Source organism: Peribacillus sp. NPDC056705, assembly GCF_043656335.1.
The window spans coordinates 360,149-380,065 of record NZ_JBHTYI010000003.1; the positions used below are offsets into that span (position 1 = coordinate 360,149).

General features: G+C 40.3%; 17 protein-coding genes. 7 read left to right on the plus strand and 10 right to left on the minus strand.

The genetic code is table 11. The features are described 5' to 3' along the window. The first annotated feature begins 169 nt into the window (after positions 1 to 169). A complete protein-coding gene (locus ACFRAK_RS06455) occupies positions 170 to 1,363 on the plus strand; it encodes an FtsW/RodA/SpoVE family cell cycle protein (protein ID WP_387599476.1) in 1,194 nt (397 codons plus the stop codon). A 105-nt stretch (positions 1,364 to 1,468) separates the two neighbouring features. On the opposite strand, the gene nhaC is transcribed toward ACFRAK_RS06455, so the two are convergent. Both nhaC and ACFRAK_RS06465 read right to left on the minus strand, forming a co-directional pair. Beyond that, on the minus strand, positions 1,469 to 2,848 hold the full coding sequence (nhaC, locus tag ACFRAK_RS06460; RefSeq protein WP_387707783.1) for a Na+/H+ antiporter NhaC: 1,380 nt from the start codon (positions 2,846 to 2,848) through the stop codon (positions 1,469 to 1,471). A gap of 488 nt (positions 2,849 to 3,336) precedes the next feature. Further along, on the minus strand, positions 3,337 to 4,911 hold the full coding sequence (locus ACFRAK_RS06465) for a peptide chain release factor 3 (protein ID WP_387599470.1): 1,575 nt from the start codon (positions 4,909 to 4,911) through the stop codon (positions 3,337 to 3,339). 887 nt (positions 4,912 to 5,798) lie between these two features. On the opposite strand from ACFRAK_RS06465, the gene ACFRAK_RS06470 reads away from it, so the two are divergent. Further along, positions 5,799 to 6,002 (plus strand): cold-shock protein, encoded by a 204-nt coding sequence (locus ACFRAK_RS06470; RefSeq protein ID WP_061462203.1) that lies wholly within the window; start codon positions 5,799 to 5,801, stop codon positions 6,000 to 6,002. A 99-nt stretch (positions 6,003 to 6,101) separates the two neighbouring features. Here the strand turns inward: ACFRAK_RS06470 and ACFRAK_RS06475 are convergent, their stop codons facing one another. From ACFRAK_RS06475 to ACFRAK_RS06485, 3 genes are read right to left on the minus strand one after another with little or no spacing between them, the layout of a single operon-like run. After that, a complete protein-coding gene (locus tag ACFRAK_RS06475; protein WP_387599467.1) occupies positions 6,102 to 8,069 on the minus strand; it encodes a DUF6449 domain-containing protein in 1,968 nt (655 codons plus the stop codon). Beyond that, positions 8,044 to 8,943, minus strand: a complete 900-nt coding sequence (locus ACFRAK_RS06480; RefSeq protein ID WP_387599464.1) for an ABC transporter ATP-binding protein — start codon at positions 8,941 to 8,943, stop codon at positions 8,044 to 8,046. Before ACFRAK_RS06480 ends, ACFRAK_RS06475 begins: the two co-directional genes overlap by 26 nt. After that, positions 8,940 to 9,323 carry a GntR family transcriptional regulator gene (locus tag ACFRAK_RS06485; protein WP_387600255.1) on the minus strand — a complete coding sequence of 128 codons (384 nt, stop codon included), beginning with the start codon at positions 9,321 to 9,323 and terminating at the stop codon, positions 8,940 to 8,942. Before ACFRAK_RS06485 ends, ACFRAK_RS06480 begins: the two co-directional genes overlap by 4 nt. A gap of 181 nt (positions 9,324 to 9,504) precedes the next feature. Between ACFRAK_RS06485 and ACFRAK_RS06490 the strand changes: the two genes are divergently transcribed. After that, positions 9,505 to 9,921, plus strand: a complete 417-nt coding sequence (locus ACFRAK_RS06490; protein ID WP_076366919.1) for an organic hydroperoxide resistance protein — start codon at positions 9,505 to 9,507, stop codon at positions 9,919 to 9,921. Between the two features lie 52 nt (positions 9,922 to 9,973). Here ACFRAK_RS06490 and ACFRAK_RS06495 read toward each other — a convergent pair whose 3' ends face one another. Further along, positions 9,974 to 11,290: an MFS transporter gene (locus ACFRAK_RS06495; RefSeq protein WP_387599461.1), complete on the minus strand. Its 1,317-nt coding sequence runs from the start codon at positions 11,288 to 11,290 to the stop codon at positions 9,974 to 9,976. A gap of 215 nt (positions 11,291 to 11,505) precedes the next feature. Here ACFRAK_RS06495 and ACFRAK_RS06500 point away from each other — a divergent pair, with 215 nt between their 5' ends. Next, positions 11,506 to 12,327 carry a glycerophosphodiester phosphodiesterase gene (locus ACFRAK_RS06500; protein WP_387599458.1) on the plus strand — a complete coding sequence of 274 codons (822 nt, stop codon included), beginning with the start codon at positions 11,506 to 11,508 and terminating at the stop codon, positions 12,325 to 12,327. A 126-nt stretch (positions 12,328 to 12,453) separates the two neighbouring features. Here ACFRAK_RS06500 and ACFRAK_RS06505 read toward each other — a convergent pair whose 3' ends face one another. Continuing rightward, positions 12,454 to 12,744, minus strand: coding sequence for a hypothetical protein (locus ACFRAK_RS06505; RefSeq protein WP_394571436.1), 291 nt, complete (start codon positions 12,742 to 12,744; stop codon positions 12,454 to 12,456). A 475-nt stretch (positions 12,745 to 13,219) separates the two neighbouring features. Here ACFRAK_RS06505 and ACFRAK_RS06510 point away from each other — a divergent pair, with 475 nt between their 5' ends. Together ACFRAK_RS06510 and yidC are read left to right on the plus strand one after the other, a co-directional pair. Then, positions 13,220 to 13,507 carry a hypothetical protein gene (locus tag ACFRAK_RS06510; protein ID WP_387599455.1) on the plus strand — a complete coding sequence of 96 codons (288 nt, stop codon included), beginning with the start codon at positions 13,220 to 13,222 and terminating at the stop codon, positions 13,505 to 13,507. Positions 13,508 to 13,535: 28 nt separating this feature from the next. Then, positions 13,536 to 14,321, plus strand: coding sequence for a membrane protein insertase YidC (gene yidC / locus ACFRAK_RS06515; RefSeq protein WP_387599452.1), 786 nt, complete (start codon positions 13,536 to 13,538; stop codon positions 14,319 to 14,321). Positions 14,322 to 14,727: 406 nt separating this feature from the next. On the opposite strand, the gene cphA is transcribed toward yidC, so the two are convergent. Continuing rightward, positions 14,728 to 17,349, minus strand: coding sequence for a cyanophycin synthetase (cphA, locus tag ACFRAK_RS06520; RefSeq protein WP_387599449.1), 2,622 nt, complete (start codon positions 17,347 to 17,349; stop codon positions 14,728 to 14,730). Further along, positions 17,346 to 18,158: a cyanophycinase gene (locus tag ACFRAK_RS06525; RefSeq protein ID WP_394571437.1), complete on the minus strand. Its 813-nt coding sequence runs from the start codon at positions 18,156 to 18,158 to the stop codon at positions 17,346 to 17,348. Before ACFRAK_RS06525 ends, cphA begins: the two co-directional genes overlap by 4 nt. 174 nt (positions 18,159 to 18,332) lie before the next feature. On the opposite strand from ACFRAK_RS06525, the gene ACFRAK_RS06530 reads away from it, so the two are divergent. After that, positions 18,333 to 18,755 carry a pyridoxamine 5'-phosphate oxidase family protein gene (locus ACFRAK_RS06530; RefSeq protein ID WP_387599443.1) on the plus strand — a complete coding sequence of 141 codons (423 nt, stop codon included), beginning with the start codon at positions 18,333 to 18,335 and terminating at the stop codon, positions 18,753 to 18,755. A gap of 88 nt (positions 18,756 to 18,843) precedes the next feature. Here ACFRAK_RS06530 and ACFRAK_RS06535 read toward each other — a convergent pair whose 3' ends face one another. Further along, a complete protein-coding gene (locus ACFRAK_RS06535; protein ID WP_394571438.1) occupies positions 18,844 to 19,896 on the minus strand; it encodes a M42 family metallopeptidase in 1,053 nt (350 codons plus the stop codon). Positions 19,897 to 19,917 lie beyond the last annotated feature (21 nt).

Genomic DNA, 19,917 nt, shown 5'->3' on the forward strand with positions numbered 1-19,917 from the left:
AGCAAAAAGGAAATCCGGGAGACTAGTTTATCGGTTTTAGTGTTTAATATTGGGTAATGGAGGATAAATTCATATTATCTAATATAAATTATTATCTATATAACCGATTTTCCGTTACTATATAAGAAGGCGATTTTTTCGCGCATACATATTTGAGGTGAGCGCACAAGTGAAAAGAATAATTAAAGCATACGACTTCCCTATTTTCATCGCTGTCGTATTACTCTGTTTGTTTGGTTTAGTCATGATTTACAGTTCGAGCATGATTACTGCTGTTGCTCGATACGGTCAGCCCATGGATTACTTTTTTGAGAAACAAAAAACGGCCTTTCTCATTTCATTCCTGGCAATGATCGTCACGATGATTCTTCCTTATAAGATGTACAAAAACAAAATGTTCTTGATGTCTATGATGTTTGGAATGGCCGGTATCCTTTTGATGCTATTTATCTTCGGCCATACAGCTGGAAATGCCACAAGCTGGTTCAAGTTAGGGACAAAATCGGTCCAACCCGCAGAATTTTCCAAATTGGCGATGATCATTTATCTGGCAGCCATTTACGGAAAAAGGCAGGATCGAATCAATAGTATTGATAAAGCAGTCATCCCCCCGATTTTCTTTCTGGTATTCATCTGTTTTTTAATCGGGATACAACCTGACTACGGAACGGCTGCGGTCATTTTCCTGATTTCAAGTACCATGATCATTTCATCCGGGATGTCTTTTAAGAGCATATTCAAACTTTCATTGATCACTGCGATATTCGTTGCGATATTCGCATTAGGAGTACTTGTGACAGGTAATTTCTCATCCGTCTTCTCTCAAAATAAGGTGTCTCGTTTTACGGGGTTTGCCGATCCATTTGGAACGGCAGGAGAAAGCGGGTATCAACTCGTCAATTCATTATTCGCGATAGGATCCGGTGGCCTTACTGGAGTGGGACTTGGCGACAGTGTACAAAAATACGGATACCTGCCTGAATCACATACTGATTTCATCATGGCCGTCATTGCAGAAGAACTCGGGATATTCGGAGTCGGGTTCGTTCTATTGACACTAGGTTTCATCGTCCTAAGGGGATATGTGCTTTCCGCAAAATGCAAAGATCCTTTTGGAAGCCTTTTATTGATCGGCATCTCATCCATGATCGGCATTCAAGTTGGCATTAACGTAGGCGGAGTGACTGGACTTATCCCAATTACAGGGATCACCCTTCCATTCATCAGTTATGGAGGATCTTCCTTACTGCTGCTCATGCTTTCTATGGGCATATTCCAAAATGTCGTCATGCGAATGAACTTACTTGAACAGAAAGAAAAGGTCGTGTCCATCCCAAAGGATGAGATTGCGTCTTCAAAATAAACGTAAAATCCTATACCCCCTGACATTTCTGTTCATGTCAGGGGGTTTTCCCTATTGAAGTTCATATAAAAAAAACAGGCAGTCGAAACCGACCGCCTGTTTTTTTCATTTATAATGGATACCGATTTTCGTAAAGCCAGAAATCAGACTGAGCAAAGGACAAAGTAAGCAGAAGAATGCAAATGGGGCATATTCAAGGGTTGAAACACCCAATACCTGTGTAAGGAATACACCGCAGACACCCCAAGGAACCAGAGGATTCACAACTGTTCCCGCATCTTCAAGTACCCTCGCAAGCGTTTTGGGCTGCAAGCCTAAATCTTCATATTTCTGCTGAAAGGCCTTCCCAGGCAGTATAACTGACAAATACTGTTCACCCACCAGGAAATTCACGCTGATTCCTGCAAATACAGTAGCGGAAATCACTTTCGCTACACTCGTCAATGAATCCTGGACCGCTTTTAAAATAGAAGGGATGACTCCCAATTCGAACAATAGTCCGCCCATCGCCAATGCCAACAACACCATCGAAACGGAGAACATCATACTTTCAATGCCGCCCCGCGATAGGATTGAGTCAAGTTGATCCATTCCACTCTTCAGTACAAAACCCCCGTATAAGATATCCGCTAGTTTTGCAACGGTCAAGCTTGGCGTTTGTATGAAAGCAACCACTGCCGCCGAAACGATTCCTGCTGACAATGTCGGAATCGCCGACACCTTTTTCAAAGCCATGACTAGAACGATGACAAACGGAATCAAACTCCATATGCTTATACTCGTCTCCATTTCCAGGGCTTTGGTCATGGCTTCGATTTCCTCAACACGAGCCACTTTGACATTCGGTGAAAGGAAGTAAAAGCCGATAAGTGAAATTAAAAAACCTGGAATCGTTGTCCAAAGCATATTATTAATATGTTCAAATAATGACGCTCCAACCGTTCCCGATGCAAGGTTGGTCGAGTCGGATAATGGAGACATTTTATCCCCAAGAAATGCACCGGAAATGATTGCACCGGCTGTGATCGCCAACGATAAATCCATCGCAGCCGCCATGCCTATTAAAGCAACGCCGATTGTGGCTGATGTTGTAAGTGAACTCCCGATACAGAGCCCTATTAGCGAACACACAAGAAATGTGATCGCATAGAAATATTCACCAGAAATCCAGTCAAACCCATAGTACATGATGGTAGGGATCGTCCCGCTTGCCATCCAGATGGAAATCAGCATTCCAATGAAAAAGAATATATAGATGGCTCCCATACCAGAAACTGCACCTTTGACGATAGCTGCCTCCATAATTGAAAATGGCAGCTTCTTGATCTTGCCATAGACAAATAGAAATAGGATTGCCGCTATAATTGGAATATGGGGGGCAAGTCCATAATGTATGATACCAGTTGCAATAATTAAGAATAGAACGGCCAAAACCCCAATTGCTTCAGGTAAGGAGAGCTTTAGCTTTGCATCTTCAAGACGCATAATGAATTTCCCCGCTTTCATGTTGTTAATTCTCTGAGGTGAGGATCGGACCTTATCACCCTCATAATTACTGAAACGCTTTTAAGCACTAAAGTACTAGCTAAATATAAAGGAGTTTAAGGAGTTTGTCAAAGGAATAATTTAGTAGATATTGATTTTTCCAATAATATTTCTCTAAAAAGACTTTTATTTGATTCAATCTTATCTGGGCTAATTGAAAGCCCTTGGTTTTCCCATCGTTATTCGTTAACTAATGAACCGTTTTTTCTCATCATGATCGATCAGGGTCATGCAGCCTTTCTTTACGGAAAAAGATGTTCAAACTGGACTTCGCGAGAGGGAAGTATGATCTAAATATCGAAGAGGTCAAATATTCTGTGTAACCGCTTCAAGTACAATAAAATATCAAAAGGGTTTCCGAATGAGACCATTCCGAAACCCTTCTGTCTACAAACTGAAAGCCCGTGTATATTACACGGGCTTCTCCATTATTTCAAATCCATTGGATTATATAATTCCACGTCAGGATTTTTATCTTGGAACCAACGAAGTGCAAACTCATTTTCAAATAAGAATGCATATTTGTCAAACCGGTCTTTAACAAGAATGCTTCTTGAGCTATGAAGGTTTTCATCAAGCTTTTCATCTTCAGCCCAACGTGTTATCTTACTGCCCATGCGCTCCATCACGACTTCAACATTGTACTCGTTTCTCATTCGATGCTCGAATACTTCGAATTGAAGTTGCCCAACCGCACCAAGCAGATATTCTTCCATCCGAACCGTTTTGAAGAGCTGTATTGCCCCTTCCTGTACAAGTTGGTTAATTCCTTTATGGAAATGTTTCTGTTTCATGACGTTTTTAGCTGTTACCCTCATGAATAGTTCCGGTGTAAACTGAGGCAGCTTTTCAAACTGGAACATGTCTTTGCTTGTTGTGATCGTATCTCCAATCTGGTAGTTACCGGTATCATATAAACCGATGATATCTCCGCTTACCGCTTCATTTACGGTGTTCCGATCATCAGCCATGAATTGGGTGGAAGAAGACAGGTTAATCGGTTTCCCTGTCCTGCTCAAGTTTACGCTCATTCCGCGCTCGAATTTACCGGAGCAGATACGAAGGAAAGCGATCCGGTCACGGTGTTTTGGGTTCATATTCGCTTGGATCTTGAAAATGAAGCCAGAAAAATCATGACTGACAGGGTCCATTTCGCCAGACGTCGTCATCCGTGCTTGTGGAGCTGGTGCAAATTTCAAATAAGCATCCAAAAACGTCTGGACACCGAATGTCGTTAAAGCACTTCCGAAAAATACGGGACTTAGTTTTCCATTCGCAATGTTTTCTTCAGAGAATTGGTTACCCGCTTCCGTCAACAGCATGATTTCTTCCAATGTTTGCTCATATAGCTGGGAATCCTTAAGTTTATGATCCACTTTAAGCTCACCTTCGTCATTCAACGGAAGGAAACGCTCTTCCCCTTCGGTTTTGAACTGTTCAATCCGATTATTGAACCTGTCGTAAATGCCCACGAAGTCTTTTCCCATCCCAATCGGCCAGTTCATTGGATATGTTTCTATACCTAATACCTCTTCGAGTTCGGCAAGCAATTCAAGCGGCGTTTTACCTTGTCGGTCCATCTTATTGATAAAAGTGAAAATCGGGATGCCCCTCATCCGGCATACTTTGAATAACTTAACTGTCTGATCCTCGATACCCTTTGCCGAATCGATAATCATCACGGCGCTATCAACAGCCATTAGTGTGCGATATGTGTCTTCACTGAAATCTTGGTGGCCTGGTGTATCGAGAATATTGACACGGAAATCATCATATTCGAATTGCATCACTGAAGATGTAACGGAAATTCCCCGTTGTTTTTCAATCTCCATCCAGTCACTTGTTGCATACTTCCCTGTTTTTCTAGCTTTAACTGTTCCGGCATCACGGATCGCGCCGCCAAACAGCAATAATTTTTCTGTCAAAGTCGTTTTCCCGGCATCCGGGTGAGAGATGATTGCGAAGGTCCGTCGGGATTGAACCTCGTCTTTTAATGTAGTCATAAAATGTTCCTTTCATTATTGGAGTCATCAAAAAAAATTTATAAGAGGTTTACTGTATTTTTCACATTGGTATGGCAACCTTTCTTTGCATGCAAAAATCCTGATCCTACACAATATATGTAAGAAAAAATATATCATAAGGCATGAGCCTTGGCTACTCTGCATTCTTGTCAATCAACCTTTCTATTTTAACACGATATGAAGGAAAGATGTAGAGGTGAATGAAACACCATAAGAGGATTTGTTCAGATGGCAAAACAAAAGACGCTTAATCAGCGCCCCTTATCTTAATCCATATGGTTACCGTTCATTTATTCATCGTTTAACATTTACCTTGCAGTTTTAATCGCTTTTTGATCCCGCTTGTTCTTCCAGCGTTTCTTTACTTCCTTGAATATGATGGGAGCAGCAAAAATAAGGGCCCTTTTTAATAATTTCTTCATTTCATCAGTCCTTTCTTTCTAAACTATACCCGATTATTTTCGTGAAAAACTTAATGCCAAATAGTTTTCCTTATTTCAACCATCAAGGCTACTGCTCTTGGACATGGCAACCCTGTCAAATTTCTATCGAGGAAATTCCTGCACGGCAATACCGTTATGCTTCCCCTTATTAAACCTTCTTAAAATTATTTTCCCCAAACGGGAATGTATAATTTGCTTCCATTTGTTTTATCCTTTATAAAGGTGGGTATATACTAAAAAACTGGAAATTGATCCAGAGGTTAGTGGATTAATTTTCCCTCTAGGCTTTCACATATTATCAATCATCTTCGAATGATGACTTTAACTTGAATGAGGGTGCTGGATAATGTGTGAAATTGATTTTTCCATCTAGGTAAAATCTTCACCATTAATATTTTTTAACTTTTTAGGAGGATTCATCGAATGACAGTAACAGGTAAAGTGAAATGGTTCAATAGTGACAAAGGATTTGGATTCATCGAAGTGCCAAACGAAGATGATGTTTTCGTTCATTTTTCCGCCATTCAAGGAGAAGGTTTCAAGAGCCTTGATGAAGGTCAAGAGGTTGAATTTGAGATCGAAGAAGGAAACCGTGGACCTCAAGCTAAAAACGTCGTAAAACTCTAAAGCATAGATACACAAACATATTTGATAGGCAATGTAAAAGGAGGCCGCCATATTGGGCGGCCTCTTTTCCTGTATATGTTTAAAAGCAAAATATTCACGTTATCTTTCATTAAAATGATCCAAAATGAAGCCGGGAATGTGCTCGCCAGAAAAACTCTTGATATCCACATCTCTGCTTTCTTTATAATAAAAGGCAGCTGAATACTCTCCGCCCCAATCGATCTGAGCATTATCAATGGCCGTCTCGATTTCCAAAGCTGTCTTGATTTTCATGCGATTTGGCTGTTGTTCAATCTGCTGTGCAAGTTCACCTTCAGATTTCGAATGATAAAATTTCGAATCGGTTCTCGCAACCAGGATATAAGAGATATCATCAGCCATTAACCGCGCTTTTTCAGATTGGCCGGTACTTTCCATCCATTTTGAAAACTGAGTATATGAAGAGTCCCAATTCATGTAAATGGTTTTGTTATTATTCAAAAGAATTTCGATGGAGGCATAATCGCCAAAAGAAGATGTCATTTGGGCGAACGATTGATTATTCAGATCCTCCGACAATGCCTTTACAGCAGCTTCCAGCTGTTGACCGTCCGTGATCGTTATTGATTTGTCCACTTGTCCGCTCGCCGTTATCTTAATTTTAGAAACGTCTACAGCGGATACATTCAATAACTCGTTAACCATTTTTTTATATTCATTCGACTCATATATTTTCGCCAACAGTGGCATGTATGAGTCGTAATTTTGCAAATGATACTCTCTTGCTAACCGTTTTCCATTCTTGAGTTCATACATCAGAAATACGGATTGCCCATCATTCACTTCACCAATGGAAACCTTTTTACCCTTATCGATAATTTCCTGATGCAATAACCTGATCGCTTCTATATTTTCCTTCTCTTTAAGATGATTGAAAGCTTTATTCGACGTGTCATCATCTTCAAAAAATAAAGGAGAATCGCCAATATAAATTTGGCTAATCATCTTTTCATCAGGAATCTTGGCCTTATACTGAAGGGGATCTATTCTTATAATGAGTGCCAGCACAATGATGGCCACTATAAATGCTACATAACCTTTCAGGTTGACCCGTATTCGCCAAGTCTTTTGCAGGACGATTTCCCCTAAATAATATCCAAGCAAAGAACCGACAGCATATCCGAAGAAAATCCACCCAGGTTCACCTGTCGTTTCGCTAAAATAAAGCCCAGTAAACAGCATCATGCATAATGTCAGGCCGAATTTAAATAATGGCTTGATCTTCGGGTAAACAAATGCCTGCGACACATGCTCCAGCTTTCTCCTCTCATAGAGAAAAAGAGAGCAGATCAGAAATAGAAAGGTTAATATACTATAAATTAATGTATTAATAGAGAAAAAAGTGATTTTATCCATCTCCGTTGCTGCTAATAAGGGGGAGATGCCATTCATATTGGCACTTAGATAATAATCTGCAGAAAATCCTGCTATCAAAAACTTCACATTGGCTGCAAACAAAACAAACAGCCCCACCGGCAAAGCAAGAAAAATATAGGTCAGCAATCCTTGAAATGCTGATAATCCCGTCACCATTCCAACAAGAACGGCAACAGAAAAGATCAAAGCTTCCAAAATAAATGTAGTCCCCATCCAAGACCATATATCCGTCATGGTATATAGCCTTTCTATATCAATAGCCGAGTGAAATAATATCAATATTGAACCTGTAAGTAAAATCGGCAAACCCATGAAGCCAATTCCCGTCCCAATCATATGAACGTAGATGCTGCGTCTAGTAATCGGTAAACTATGAATAAAGTCTGAAGCTTGTTTCATTTGTAAGAACCGAAAAAGGAAGATGGCAAGTAATACTGGAATAACGATGACCAAGACAAACTGTATCATCTGCTGACAGGAAAAAAGGTTTTCGAATTCCACATATTCATTGTTCTCATTCAAGATAATCGCTAACATTTTCAAAGGCAGGGCAAAAATGAGGCCTACGAGAGATAGGAAGCCAATCCAGCCAGTGGTTCTGAAAATATAGATAATCAGTTCTCTATTAAACCAGGTTATTCTGGATGACATAACCGATATCCCCCATTTCATAAATGAATATCTCCTCCAGAGTAAGTGGGAGAATATCTAATATTTCTGGCTGAAACTGATTAAAGTGCGATTTAATCACGGATTCTTTACCTTTAACGATGCAAACGATCACGCTGCCGCGTCTTTCCTTGTTAAGAATTTGAATTCCGCGATATAATCCGTGAGGAATTTTATGTTTGAAGGCAATTTGCACTTTATGTACATCCGCTTTTAAGTCATCCAAATCCTTCTCGATAACAAGCTCACCCTTATGTAAAATCCCTACATGATCGGCTAAATCTTCAATTTCCCGGAGATTATGGGACGATAGTAAAATCGTCATATCCCTTTCCGAGACATCCTGAATCAACAACTGTCTCACATTTTTACGCATGACCGGATCTAATCCATCAAACGGTTCATCCAGGATGAGAACTTCCGGCATCGTCGAGAGTGCGAGCCAAAAAGCAACCTGTCTCTGCATCCCCTTCGATAGTTTATGTATTTTAGATTGGATGGGGATCTGGAATATTTCCTGTAATTGATAGAAACGTTCTTGATTCCACTCACTATAAATATGAGTATAAAAACCTGCCATTTGCATGATCGTATAGTTAGCCAGGAAATAAGGTGTATCAGGAAGGAAGAAACAACGATTTTTCACTACACGGTTTTCAAACACATACGATCGATCAATAAGAACTTCACCTGCGTCCTGTATCAGATTGCCTGAAAGCATTTTTAATAAAGTCGTTTTCCCCGCCCCATTTGAACCTAATAACCCGAATATGGAGCCTTTTTGTATGACTAAGGTGACGTTTTTGATCGCTTCTTTTCCTTCATATAATTTACTCACCTGTTTTAATTCAATCATGATTCTCCCCCCTTTACCAATGGGCTGATTTCCTTTATTAATCTATAAATTTCATGTTTATCGATTCCGATATACAGAGCTTCCGCGAGTACCTTTGAGAGCTCGTTTCTGATCTTTTCTTCTTTTAATGAGTTTTTCAAATATTTAGGAGGTGCCACAAAATTCCCTTTGCCTGGCAATGTATATATAAACCCATCAGATTCAAGCTGCTTGTACGCTTTCTGGATCGTATTTGGGTTGATGGTCAATTCCTGAGCCAATATTCGTATGGATGGAAGCTGATTATGCTCCCGTAAAACTTCATTGATCATTAGTTCCTTAAACTTATCCATCAATTGCTCATATATCGGCTTTCCACTTTGGACATCCAACTCAAACATCATCAACCCCTCCTGACAAATGGGTGTATTACATCTCCTAATACAGTACATTATAAAACAATATCTTCCATTTTAAAACCAATTTCAAACAATACTATCCATACATTTGCTTTCATTTTGTTTAACAAGACTTACAGTAGGGAACTAAAGATAATAAGAATAAACAAAGGAGTTGTTTTCATTGAAACCATTATATACAGCTACAGTTACCGTACACGGTGGTCGTGAGGGACATGTAAAATCAGAGGACGGGATTCTGGATTTCGATGTGAGGTCACCGAAGGAATTAGGTGGTTCCGGTGAGCGCGCTACAAATCCTGAACAGTTATTTGCAGCCGGTTATGCGGCATGTTTTGACAGTGCCTTGAATCTTGTTCTGCAAAAAGAAAAGAAAAAAGTCGATACTTCCGTGACGGCAAATGTCACGATCGGTAAAGATGAGGAAGACGGTGGTTTTAAATTGGCTGTAAGGTTGGATGTTTCGATCCCGGACCTAAGCAGGGAAGAAGCCGAAGACTTTGCCAAAAAAGCTCACATGACCTGCCCATATTCAAAAGCAACTCGCGGGAACGTCGATGTCACCTTGATTTTAGTATAAAAATATGCAAGGGAATGGATACGGCATTAAGGCCGGCTCCATTCCCTTTTTACTATTTCACTTCTTCCAATCCCTTCAGCTTCAAAAGAAAGCCCAGGCCTAATACTGTCATGATGATCAGTGACCCTAATGCCATCCGGCTCGCCAATGTACCGAGGTCATGGAATACCAACGTTATCGTCCCATATAAAAGCGGACCGATTATGGAAGAAACTTTTCCGGAAAATGCAAATAGTCCAAAAAATTGCCCCCTCTTCCCTACCGGGGTCAATTCAACGATATATGTCCGTGATGTCACCCACATCGAACCTAGTGAAATGCCGAACATACTCCCTGCAATCCAGAACCAAAGAGCCGTTTGTGCGAAGACTGCTATAAATAAAGCGACCATGAGCAGAACTCCCACATATGTCACAGCTAGCCGCGGACCCTTCGACTGCGTGATATATCCAAACAGAAACGATCCGGCAATACTCGAAACTGTCGATACCAAGTAAAGCAAAATGAATCCGCTTGAGGAAAATCCAACAACAGTCTTGGCATATACGGCCATCATGCCGATAGTGGTTGCAATTGCATCGTTTAAAAAGAAATAAGCAATCATGAATGTAAAAACCGATCGATAGGATTGCATCTCTTTAAATGTTGATTTAATTTCCTTATAACCTGATAAAAAAGGTTGTTTCGCTTTTTGCTGTTTTGGAGTCTCTTTTAAAAAAAAGAATAAAGGAAGGGAAAAAACCAGAAATAAAATGGCCGTTGGAATAAAGGCTTCATGTGAACTCCCTTTACTAATGAATGGATAGATCGACAGTCCCACTAACGTTCCAAGATAGCCTACCGCCACTCCAAATCCTGATATAAGCGGCAATTGCTGTTTCGTGCCTAAATCACTCATCATCGTATCATAGAAAACAAGACTCGAATGATAGAAAAACTTTGCTATCACAAATAAAAGAATGACGATTGCTAAAGAAATTGGAATGCCCAGAAGCTTTCCTTCGAACGAAGCCCCTCCAAATACCCCCATTAAAAATGTACATACAACAGAAATGAGTGTAAAAATTATAATGTATTTTTTCATTTTTCCCGTTCGATCGATCATGACTCCAAACAGCGGGGAAAATAAAACAAGAAACAAACTGGCAATCGCATTAGCGTAGGAGATGAAGGTACTTGCAATCTGATCAAGAACGGCATTTTCCCCAATCTGTTCCTGGAGGAAGAATGGAAAGAAAATGGTATTGATATTAGAAGAAAAAATCGTATTGGCAAAATCGTAAAACGCCCAAGAGAGAATGGGCAGGGAAAAATATAAACCAAAATTCCCCTTCCATTTTTTAGACCTCGGTTTCACCTGCAATTCCATCCGCTTTCCCTCCTTTATAGATGCTTAAATTATATGTATTCCATACCTTTCCAATAAATCCTTTAAGTCTGGATTATAACATTGTGTAAAACATGATTTTTTCCTGACTAACATGTAAAATTATGAAATGACGCTTAGCTGCTGACTTCTTCTTTATATTCTTTAAGTTTGGGTAAAGGATATTTAAAATAATGTGCCTAATAGGAGTGTAAAAGATGATTGCATTTATTCTTATTATCTTGTTAACCATACTTGTACTGTTCGCTATCTACGCTAAAAGATCAAGGAGCGATTTCCCTGAAAGCTTCATAATGCAGCATTCCCCCCTTAAAATTGGACATCGCGGTGCATCTGGATATTGCCCCGAGAATACAATGGCATCTTATATTAAAGCAATTGAATTGGGAGCCGATTTCCTGGAAGTGGATATCCATCTTAGTAAAGATGATGTACTTGTGGTTCATCATGATCCCACACTGGATCGAACCACAAACGGCAAAGGGAGCCTCCGTAATTACACCGCAGCCGAATTAAAGGAATTGGATGCAGGAAGCTGGTTTCATTCTCGCTATAAGAATGAGAGGATTCCTTTACTGAGTGAGGTATTGGAGAATTTCGGGTCAGAAGTTGGAATCTTAATCGAAATAAAACATCCATCTGCTTATCCTGGCATTGAACAGAAACTTGCAGAAGAATTAGAGAAACTCCGAGAATATTCAACAAGTAAAAATAGAATAATGGTACATTCGTTCGATATGGAATCCATGAAAAGGTGTCATCAATTAATGCCTGACATACAAGTGGGCGTTTTGATTAAACGGCGAATTAATGACCAAAAATTAAAAGAGATTGCCGAGTTCGCATCATTTTTGAATCCAAAACAAACGATTTTAAGTACGAAGCTGCAAATGCGAATCCAAAAGCACGGGATGAAAGTATATACATGGACCGTCAACAATAAAAAACAAATGCGCATGTTCAAAAAGATGCAGGTAGATGGCATCATTTCTGATTTTCCTGATTATTTCTTGGATTGAAACTTTGAATGTGTTTTTCTTTATAAACGTTCCAGTTGATTTCAGAAATCCGCACCTTTCAACATCTAGCGGGATCTTGGCTAGCCAGCTTATTCGTTAGGGGTATTGCAAATTCCTTCAATCCAGTCAGGGTTTCATTTCAAGTCTTCTTTTATAATCATGGATCGGGGAGAGACCATTTCGAACTCCCCCTTTTTCGACTGAACAATCCGCAAATGCGGATTGTTTTTTTAAATAACATGGAAATGATTGTATCTCATGCCCATCCGTACCATAATAGGCCATTGCTGTCGCCGTCACCATCGGTAACCTGCCACGGAATTTAACCGACAAGTGGGGGAAAAACAAATGAGCGGACATTCTTAAGCCATACATAAGTATATTGGTAAAAGCGACCATTAATTGAACCAACGTCATTTCCTTATACATTCCATGGTGAAGTTGTGGAATAAATAAAGGCGGAGCTATATAGCGGGCCTCCTCTGTAGGACGGACCAGGCGGGCCAGGCAGAATCCTTACTTCCATTATTTGATTTCTTAATGGATTATCCATACTTCGGGGATGTGCATTTTGATATAAATTATTTTCAGTACCGTTATGGTGGTTCTGTTTTTCGAATGAATTGAGCTTCCTTTTATCCGTATGTAGACGAATGACCGTGTGTGAAATCTTCGCTCTCGAATCCAGGTTCTATATGGCCTTTAATCATAAATTGACGCACCAGAAAATATTCCCTGTTTATTTTTTGAAGAAATCCCTATATTTTTTGGCATTCATGTACTAGAATTTGATATAGTGTTCTTAATGATTTAAACTTATTCCAGTCCCGAAATCGTTTTTGGGGACCAACCGAACTAAATTTTCTTATCTTAGAAAAAACGAGGGATTCCTATGTGGGAATTATTATTAGAATTTGATTATCAGACCGTTCGCCATGCGGTATGGGCAGGTTACTTATTTACCTTTGTCTTTCCACTGGCTGCGTTTTACTTCTTAAATAAAAAGCAATCACACTTGAACGACAAATATCAAGCTTCAGTCCATACAGATAAAAGTAAATCCCCAGTTCAGAAAGGCAACATTTTTGACTGGCGCGGTGCACAGCGCTTTTTCACATTTATCCGGCACAAGGATTCACCAGATGATTCCGATGAGCCAAGCCTCCTTCTCGTTGTTTAAACAATAACAATTCGAGGAGGAAATTATATTGAATAAGAAAAACATGCTTTTAATTGCCGTCCTATTTTTGGCAACGACCCTTTTGACAGGTTGCTCAGCAGCAACGAGCGGACCATTTCATACTGCATTGGTTAACCCGATGACAAAAATGCTAGAATTTAATGCTGATTTATTTAATGGCAACTATGGTTTAAGCATCATCATGATGACATTTTTGATTCGCCTTGTCTTGCTTCCACTGACTGCCAAGCAATATAAAACACAGCTTAGCATGAAAACGAAGATGAATGGGCTGAAACCGGAAATGGCAGCAATCCAGCAGAAAATCAAAGAGACGAAAGATCCAGCTAAACAAAAGGCCCTTCAACAGGAAATGATGCAGCTTTACCAAAAACATGGAGTCAATCCTTTAAACATGGGATGTCTGCCGCTCTTGATTCAAATGCCGATTCTAATGGGCTTTTATTATGCGATTCAAGGTTCCCATGAAATTGCGACCCATAATTTCCTTTGGTACAGTCTTGGCCAGCCGAATATTGCCATGGCGATTATTGCTGGTGTCATTTATTACTTCCAATCGGTCATTTCCATGAGACAAATGCCGGAAGAACAGCAGAAACAAATGAAGCTGATGAGCCTGCTCTCACCAGCAATGATTTTATTCATTTCTTTCTCTGCTCCTGCTGCATTGCCACTGTATTGGTCGATCGGAGGTATATTCATGATTATTCAGTCAATCGTGCTTCAGCGAATATATAAAAAAGACCATGCCGCTGTCCCGGCTGCAAATAAAACGGTTATTAAAAAAAGCTAACCCACTTGGATTAGCTCAGACTGTAGACAAACTGATTCGACCCATAAAGTTAGACATATAGTTTTAGCAGGTTCTAAGACCCTGAGTTCGATCTTATATCGGACTCAGGTCTTTTAATTTTTCGCTTAACAGTTCCTGATACTAATTTAGAATCAACCACTTGTAATTGCTTATGTGAATAAAAAACGGTCCAGGAGCCCTGTGAAGCGATAAAAGTCACATCCGAGTATTTATCCCTTTTAGTATTCCGTGACATATACAAAGAAAAGTAGTGCAAATGATAAATCAATTCAAACTAATGTACCGCAGCTTCTATTTAGTTCGTTTACCTTGACAACTTCATTTCTACTATATGGGGAAGGAAATTAAAAGAACGTGCACTCCGCAGGGCGGAATGCACGTTCTTTTATTTCTTCGGCAATGGATTTGTTGAAACCTTTTCGAAAAACCTCTCTACATATTCGAAATCCGTGTAAAAGAACAATAATAGATCACCCGGTTGTGATGTTTCCCAAGCTTTTATGAACGCATCCAATTCATTTGGTTCGATGAATGTCCGATCTTTCTGTAACCCAGCTTCTACGGCCGCTTCCTGAAGCAGCCCGGCTACTTCGAACGGCTCCCTTCCACGCAAATCATCATCTTCTTTAATGATGAATAGATCAGAATTCATGGCCGCCACCTTGGAGAGCTTGATAAGCTCTTCATCAATACGGTCCCCTGGTCCTGCCAAAACAGTGATTAGACGATTTTTATTATAGGCACTGACCGTTTCGAATATAGCCTTCAAACCAGCTTCATTATGGGCATAGTCGATGATGATCGTACGCTCTTTCAACTTTTTTAAATTGAAACGTCCTTTGGACAAATTCGTATCAGGCATAAATGTGGCAGCCTTCCTTCTTAATTCTTCCATTGAAACGCCTTGTGTTTCGGCAGCGGCTAACGCCTGAAGTAAATTGGCGATATTATGACGTGCCATGCCGGAAATCGTAATTGGAATAACGGTGCAATCCATGAATGGATGGATGACTCCATCATATGAATGACAAATCATGCCTTGTTCATTGACGAACCAAACTTCACATCCACCATTAATCGCAGCCTTAACGTGAGGCTGGGTGGCATCAGTAGAGGTGTAAATGACCTTCCCATCTGTATAGGCGTTCATGGCAGCTACATTCGGATCATCTGCATTCAGCACACAATAGCCTGTTTTCATTACGACTTCGGCAACCAGCCTCTTTAATTTTATGAGATCATCCAATGTATCGATTCCATCACGGCCGAGGTGATCTTCACTTACATTGGTGATGATCCCCACATCACATTTCCGAAAAGCCAGTCCTTCACGCAGAATTCCGCCCCGGGCCGTTTCCAATACGGCTACATCAACTTCAGGATGGGCCAATACCATTCTTGCACTGACAGGGCCACTGCAGTCACCTTGATCCAATACCTCATCGCCGATATATACTCCATCAGAATTTGTCATGCCAACCTTTGTTTTTTCATTAGTAAGAAAATAATGAATCAATCGCGTCGTTGTCGTCTTTCCATTTGTTCCGGTCACTGCGATGATCGGTATAGCAGCATCTTCCCGAGTCGGAAATAAGTAATCGACAATGGCTTTGCCTACATCCCTTTTTTTCCCTTCACTCGGATAATGATGCATTCGAATTCCCGGTGCAGCATTCACTTCAATAATCGCAGTCCTTGAATGTTCGATTTGTTTTGATATATCCTCACAGATAAAATCTATTCCGGCTATATCCAAACCGATCGCTTTTGCGGCAGCAACAGCCATATATTTTATGGTGGGGTGAACCTGGTCCGTTACATCGATTGCCTTTCCACCAGTCGAAAGATTTGCATTGCCGACAACTTGAACCAATTCCCCTTGATTCGGTATGGTTTCGAGCGTCCGATTCGATTTTTCCAAGTAGCACATCACAGTATGTGTAAGTGGGATTTTTGACATCGGCTTTTCATGACCTTCTCCTCGCAACTCATTACAATTTTCCTTTTCTATCAAACTGCGTATCGTTTCCTTACCGTTGCCAATAACATAGGGAGGAAGCCTTAAACTAGCGGCGATAAGTTCTCCGTTGACTATCAATAACCGATAATCATGTCCTTCAATATGTCGTTCGACTATGTACTTTTCCACATGCAACTCCAAACAATTAATTACATTGAATAGCTCATCCTTATTTTTGATATGAGTGATGACGCCTTGCCCTTGTCTTCCATTATACGGTTTTATGACCAGCGGAAAACCCAGCCTGTCCGCCGAGGCAAAGATATCTTCAATGGAATGGGCAACTTCCCCTTCAGGTACAGGGAGGCCACACCCGCTTAAAATTGATTTGGTCAATGATTTGTCACATGAATTCTCAACGGCAATATTAGAAGTTTGGCTAGATATTGTCGCCTGGACATACTTTTGCCTTGTACCGGTTCCTAAACGCAGTAAGCTTTCATCACCCATTCGCTCGACAGGGATATCTTTTGCCTGCGCTGCCTTAAAAATGGCTTCAGTACTTGGCCCTAGTTTATTTTTATAATATAGCTCCTCTATTTGTTTTACATAAGATTGTACATTTATAACTTTTTCACCATTCAGGATGGCTTCCACGATATCTTTTGCTGCTAAAAATGCCTGAAGACCTGAGTGAGGCTCCTGATAGTCAAAGGTAACATAATAAACACCCTTCTTTTCCATCATTATCGTTTTTCCACGAATGGCTTCGATTCCGGCCAAGTTTTGAAGCTCAATCGTCATATGCTCCAATATATGTCCCATCCATGTTCCTTTTCTCAGCCTTTCGGCGAAACCGCCTCGATACCCTTTTGAACATGTATGGCTTCCCAGGTTCGGGAGCGCCTTTAACAATTTTTCATTGAATCCAGGTATTGAATCAGATGGTTTCTGTTCAAGTTCCCCTATATCCAATTCAATGCAAATTGTAGGTGTATAAGCAAAATAATTAGGTCCTTTTAAATAACGGACTCGATTGATCTTCATTGTTGGATCCCCTTTTTCATCAACAATTTCCTGGTAAGCAGGTCAAAACGGTATCCCCTTGTTAGGGCATGAAGGTTAAACCCCGAAAGAGTCAACTCTTCACTGCCATTATCAGAAGTTGTGATATTGATATAATCACTGGTGCTTCCATCAAGAACCAATACTTGATGTTGGCCAACAACTTCAAAATGACCGTCTTTAACTAAAATTGCTGTATTTTCATCAATGCCAATACCCATAATTTCTTTTTTCCCTGCTATCGCACTTAACAGACGGTCAAAGCGGCCACGCTGGGAAAAATGTTGATCGATTATCAGGCTGTCAAGGAAGCCGAAGCCTTCCCCAATTTCAACCTTTAATTTATTGTCATTCAGCATCGTGTCAGCAGCGACGATCATGTACTTACCTAAAATCGAAGCGCCAGCACTTGTCCCTGCTATCACCATTCCTTTATGCCAGGCTTTAGAAAGGGCATCGTGGAACTTGGTTTTTCCAATTAGTTCAGACAATCGGCTTTGGTTTCCCCCTGAAATGAAGATAGCTGAAAAAGATGGCAGCTTTTCACAAATTGCTGGATCGTCTGCATCCTGCCTTGAATCCAGCTTGATCACTTCCACCCTGTTCACGCCTAAATTCCTGAAGATCTTGATATACTCTGCACTCACTTCCTCAGGAATTTCACTTGCTGAAGGCAATATTCCTATTCCGCCGTCGTTATGGGTCGCAAGCTCGACAAATTTATTTAATACTTCACCTTCAAGGCATTTATCCTCTGCCCCGCCAATGATAAGTAATTCACCACAATTCATTCATCATACTCACCTTTACAAATGGATTAACATCATGAAACAGAACACATAATGACTATTATGGCAACTTCTTTCAATCTTCATTCATAAAAATGGCAAACTGCATAATTTTGTTTAACTTAAAGGAAAAGGAGGAAAAGTAATAGAGTAAAAAAATAAAAGGAGTGTGCAAAAATGAGCCAAAACCAAATTAAAGAAAAAGTATTGAACATCATTCGTGATCATAAAATAGGAGTATTATCTACAGTTGAAAACAACAAACCACATTCGCGCTATATGACATTCTTTAACGATGAATTAACTTTATACACACCAACGAGTGGAAAGACGGAAAAAACTGATGAAATTGAAAAGAATCCTAATGTTCACATTCTGATCGGCTATGATAATGAAGGATTAGGCGATTCCTACCTGGAAATCTCAGGTACCTCGAAAATAAACGACTCACAGGAATTGAAGGATAAATTATGGAACGATTCATTTGAAGATTGGTTCGAAGGTCCGAAAGATCCCAATTATTTAATCCTTCAAATTAAACCGGAAAGCATTCGGTTGATGAACAACAATGGTGAGCCCCCACAAGAATTATCATTATAAATCCTTATTTGTCACTCACGAGTATAATAAAAATCTCGCTAAAACCAAAAAAAGCCCGCACTCATCTGATTATGAGTGCGGGCTTTTTTCACGATTTAACCAACTCTGATTGGATATAATGCAAAATCAGATTGGCTGTATGCTTTAATGAAGAGACATGCGTCCGCTCGAAGGCATGTGAAGCATCGATCCCCGGTCCGATCAGACCATGTACGACATCATATCCTGCCCGGATCGCAGCGGAAGCGTCCGAACCATAATATGGATAAATATCGACGCGATAGTCGACAGCATTTGCTTTGGAAAGGGCGACTAGATGCTGACGTAATTTATAATGATAAGGACCCGAGGAGTCTTTCGCACAAATGGAAACGCTGAATTCATCCGTCGATTGTCCGTCACCGATGGCTCCCATATCGACAGCTAGATATTCGACTGTTTTCTCAGGGATATTGGAATTGCCGCCATAGCCGATTTCTTCATTGTTTGAAATCAGGAAATGGGTCGTATATGCCAATTTTATCTTTCCTGCGGAAATGAGGTCAATGATATGAAGCAGGATGCCGACGCTTGCTTTATCATCCAAATGCCTTGATTTCAAAAAGCCAGTATCCGTAACTTCCACCCTTGGCTCGAAGGAGACAAAATCTCCAACAGAAATGCCAATGGCTTCAGTTTCCGCTTTAGTATTCACGACAGCATCTATCCGGACCTCAATTGTTTCATCATCACGCTTGGCATCCCCGGCATTTTTATATACGTGAACAGAGGTCTGATTGATTAATATGGTCCCGGTTATAATTGCTCCGTCAGCTGTGTGGATTTTACAATACTCCCCTTCCACTGAGTTCCAGCGAAAACCGCCGATCATCGTCAATTTAAGGCGGCCATTTGCCTTGATTTCCTTTACCATGGCACCCAGAGTATCGACATGGGCAGTCAGCAATCGATGTTTGCCATCATCTTCGCCTTTTAATGAAGCAAGCACTGCCCCTTTATTCGTGATCTTGTAAGGAACCTTCCTCTGCTCCATGAAATCGGCCGCGTATTTAATGGCTTGATCTGTATAGCCGGAGGGGCTGGGTATGGACACCAATTCTTTTATGTAAGATACGATTTCTTCTTCTTTGATAACACTCATGCATATCTCTCCTTTCCTCTT

Excerpts from the sequence above, each read along its gene's own strand:
- ACFRAK_RS06485 (WP_387600255.1), bottom strand. The coding sequence starts at position 9,323 with ATGTTTGAGTTGGATGTCCAAAGTGGAAAGCCGATATATGAGCAATTG.
- ACFRAK_RS06530 (WP_387599443.1), top strand. The coding sequence starts at position 18,333 with ATGAGCCAAAACCAAATTAAAGAAAAAGTATTGAACATCATTCGTGAT.
- cphA (WP_387599449.1), bottom strand. The coding sequence starts at position 17,349 with ATGAAGATCAATCGAGTCCGTTATTTAAAAGGACCTAATTATTTTGCT.
- ACFRAK_RS06465 (WP_387599470.1), bottom strand. The coding sequence starts at position 4,911 with ATGACTACATTAAAAGACGAGGTTCAATCCCGACGGACCTTCGCAATC.
- ACFRAK_RS06495 (WP_387599461.1), bottom strand. The coding sequence starts at position 11,290 with ATGGAATTGCAGGTGAAACCGAGGTCTAAAAAATGGAAGGGGAATTTT.
- ACFRAK_RS06535 (WP_394571438.1), bottom strand. The coding sequence starts at position 19,896 with ATGAGTGTTATCAAAGAAGAAGAAATCGTATCTTACATAAAAGAATTG.
- ACFRAK_RS06510 (WP_387599455.1), top strand. The coding sequence starts at position 13,220 with ATGTGGGAATTATTATTAGAATTTGATTATCAGACCGTTCGCCATGCG.
- ACFRAK_RS06500 (WP_387599458.1), top strand. The coding sequence starts at position 11,506 with ATGATTGCATTTATTCTTATTATCTTGTTAACCATACTTGTACTGTTC.
- ACFRAK_RS06470 (WP_061462203.1), top strand. The coding sequence starts at position 5,799 with ATGACAGTAACAGGTAAAGTGAAATGGTTCAATAGTGACAAAGGATTT.
- ACFRAK_RS06480 (WP_387599464.1), bottom strand. The coding sequence starts at position 8,943 with ATGATTGAATTAAAACAGGTGAGTAAATTATATGAAGGAAAAGAAGCG.
- ACFRAK_RS06505 (WP_394571436.1), bottom strand. The coding sequence starts at position 12,744 with ATGACGTTGGTTCAATTAATGGTCGCTTTTACCAATATACTTATGTAT.
- ACFRAK_RS06475 (WP_387599467.1), bottom strand. The coding sequence starts at position 8,069 with ATGTCATCCAGAATAACCTGGTTTAATAGAGAACTGATTATCTATATT.
- nhaC (WP_387707783.1), bottom strand. The coding sequence starts at position 2,848 with ATGCGTCTTGAAGATGCAAAGCTAAAGCTCTCCTTACCTGAAGCAATT.
- ACFRAK_RS06525 (WP_394571437.1), bottom strand. The coding sequence starts at position 18,158 with ATGAATTGTGGTGAATTACTTATCATTGGCGGGGCAGAGGATAAATGC.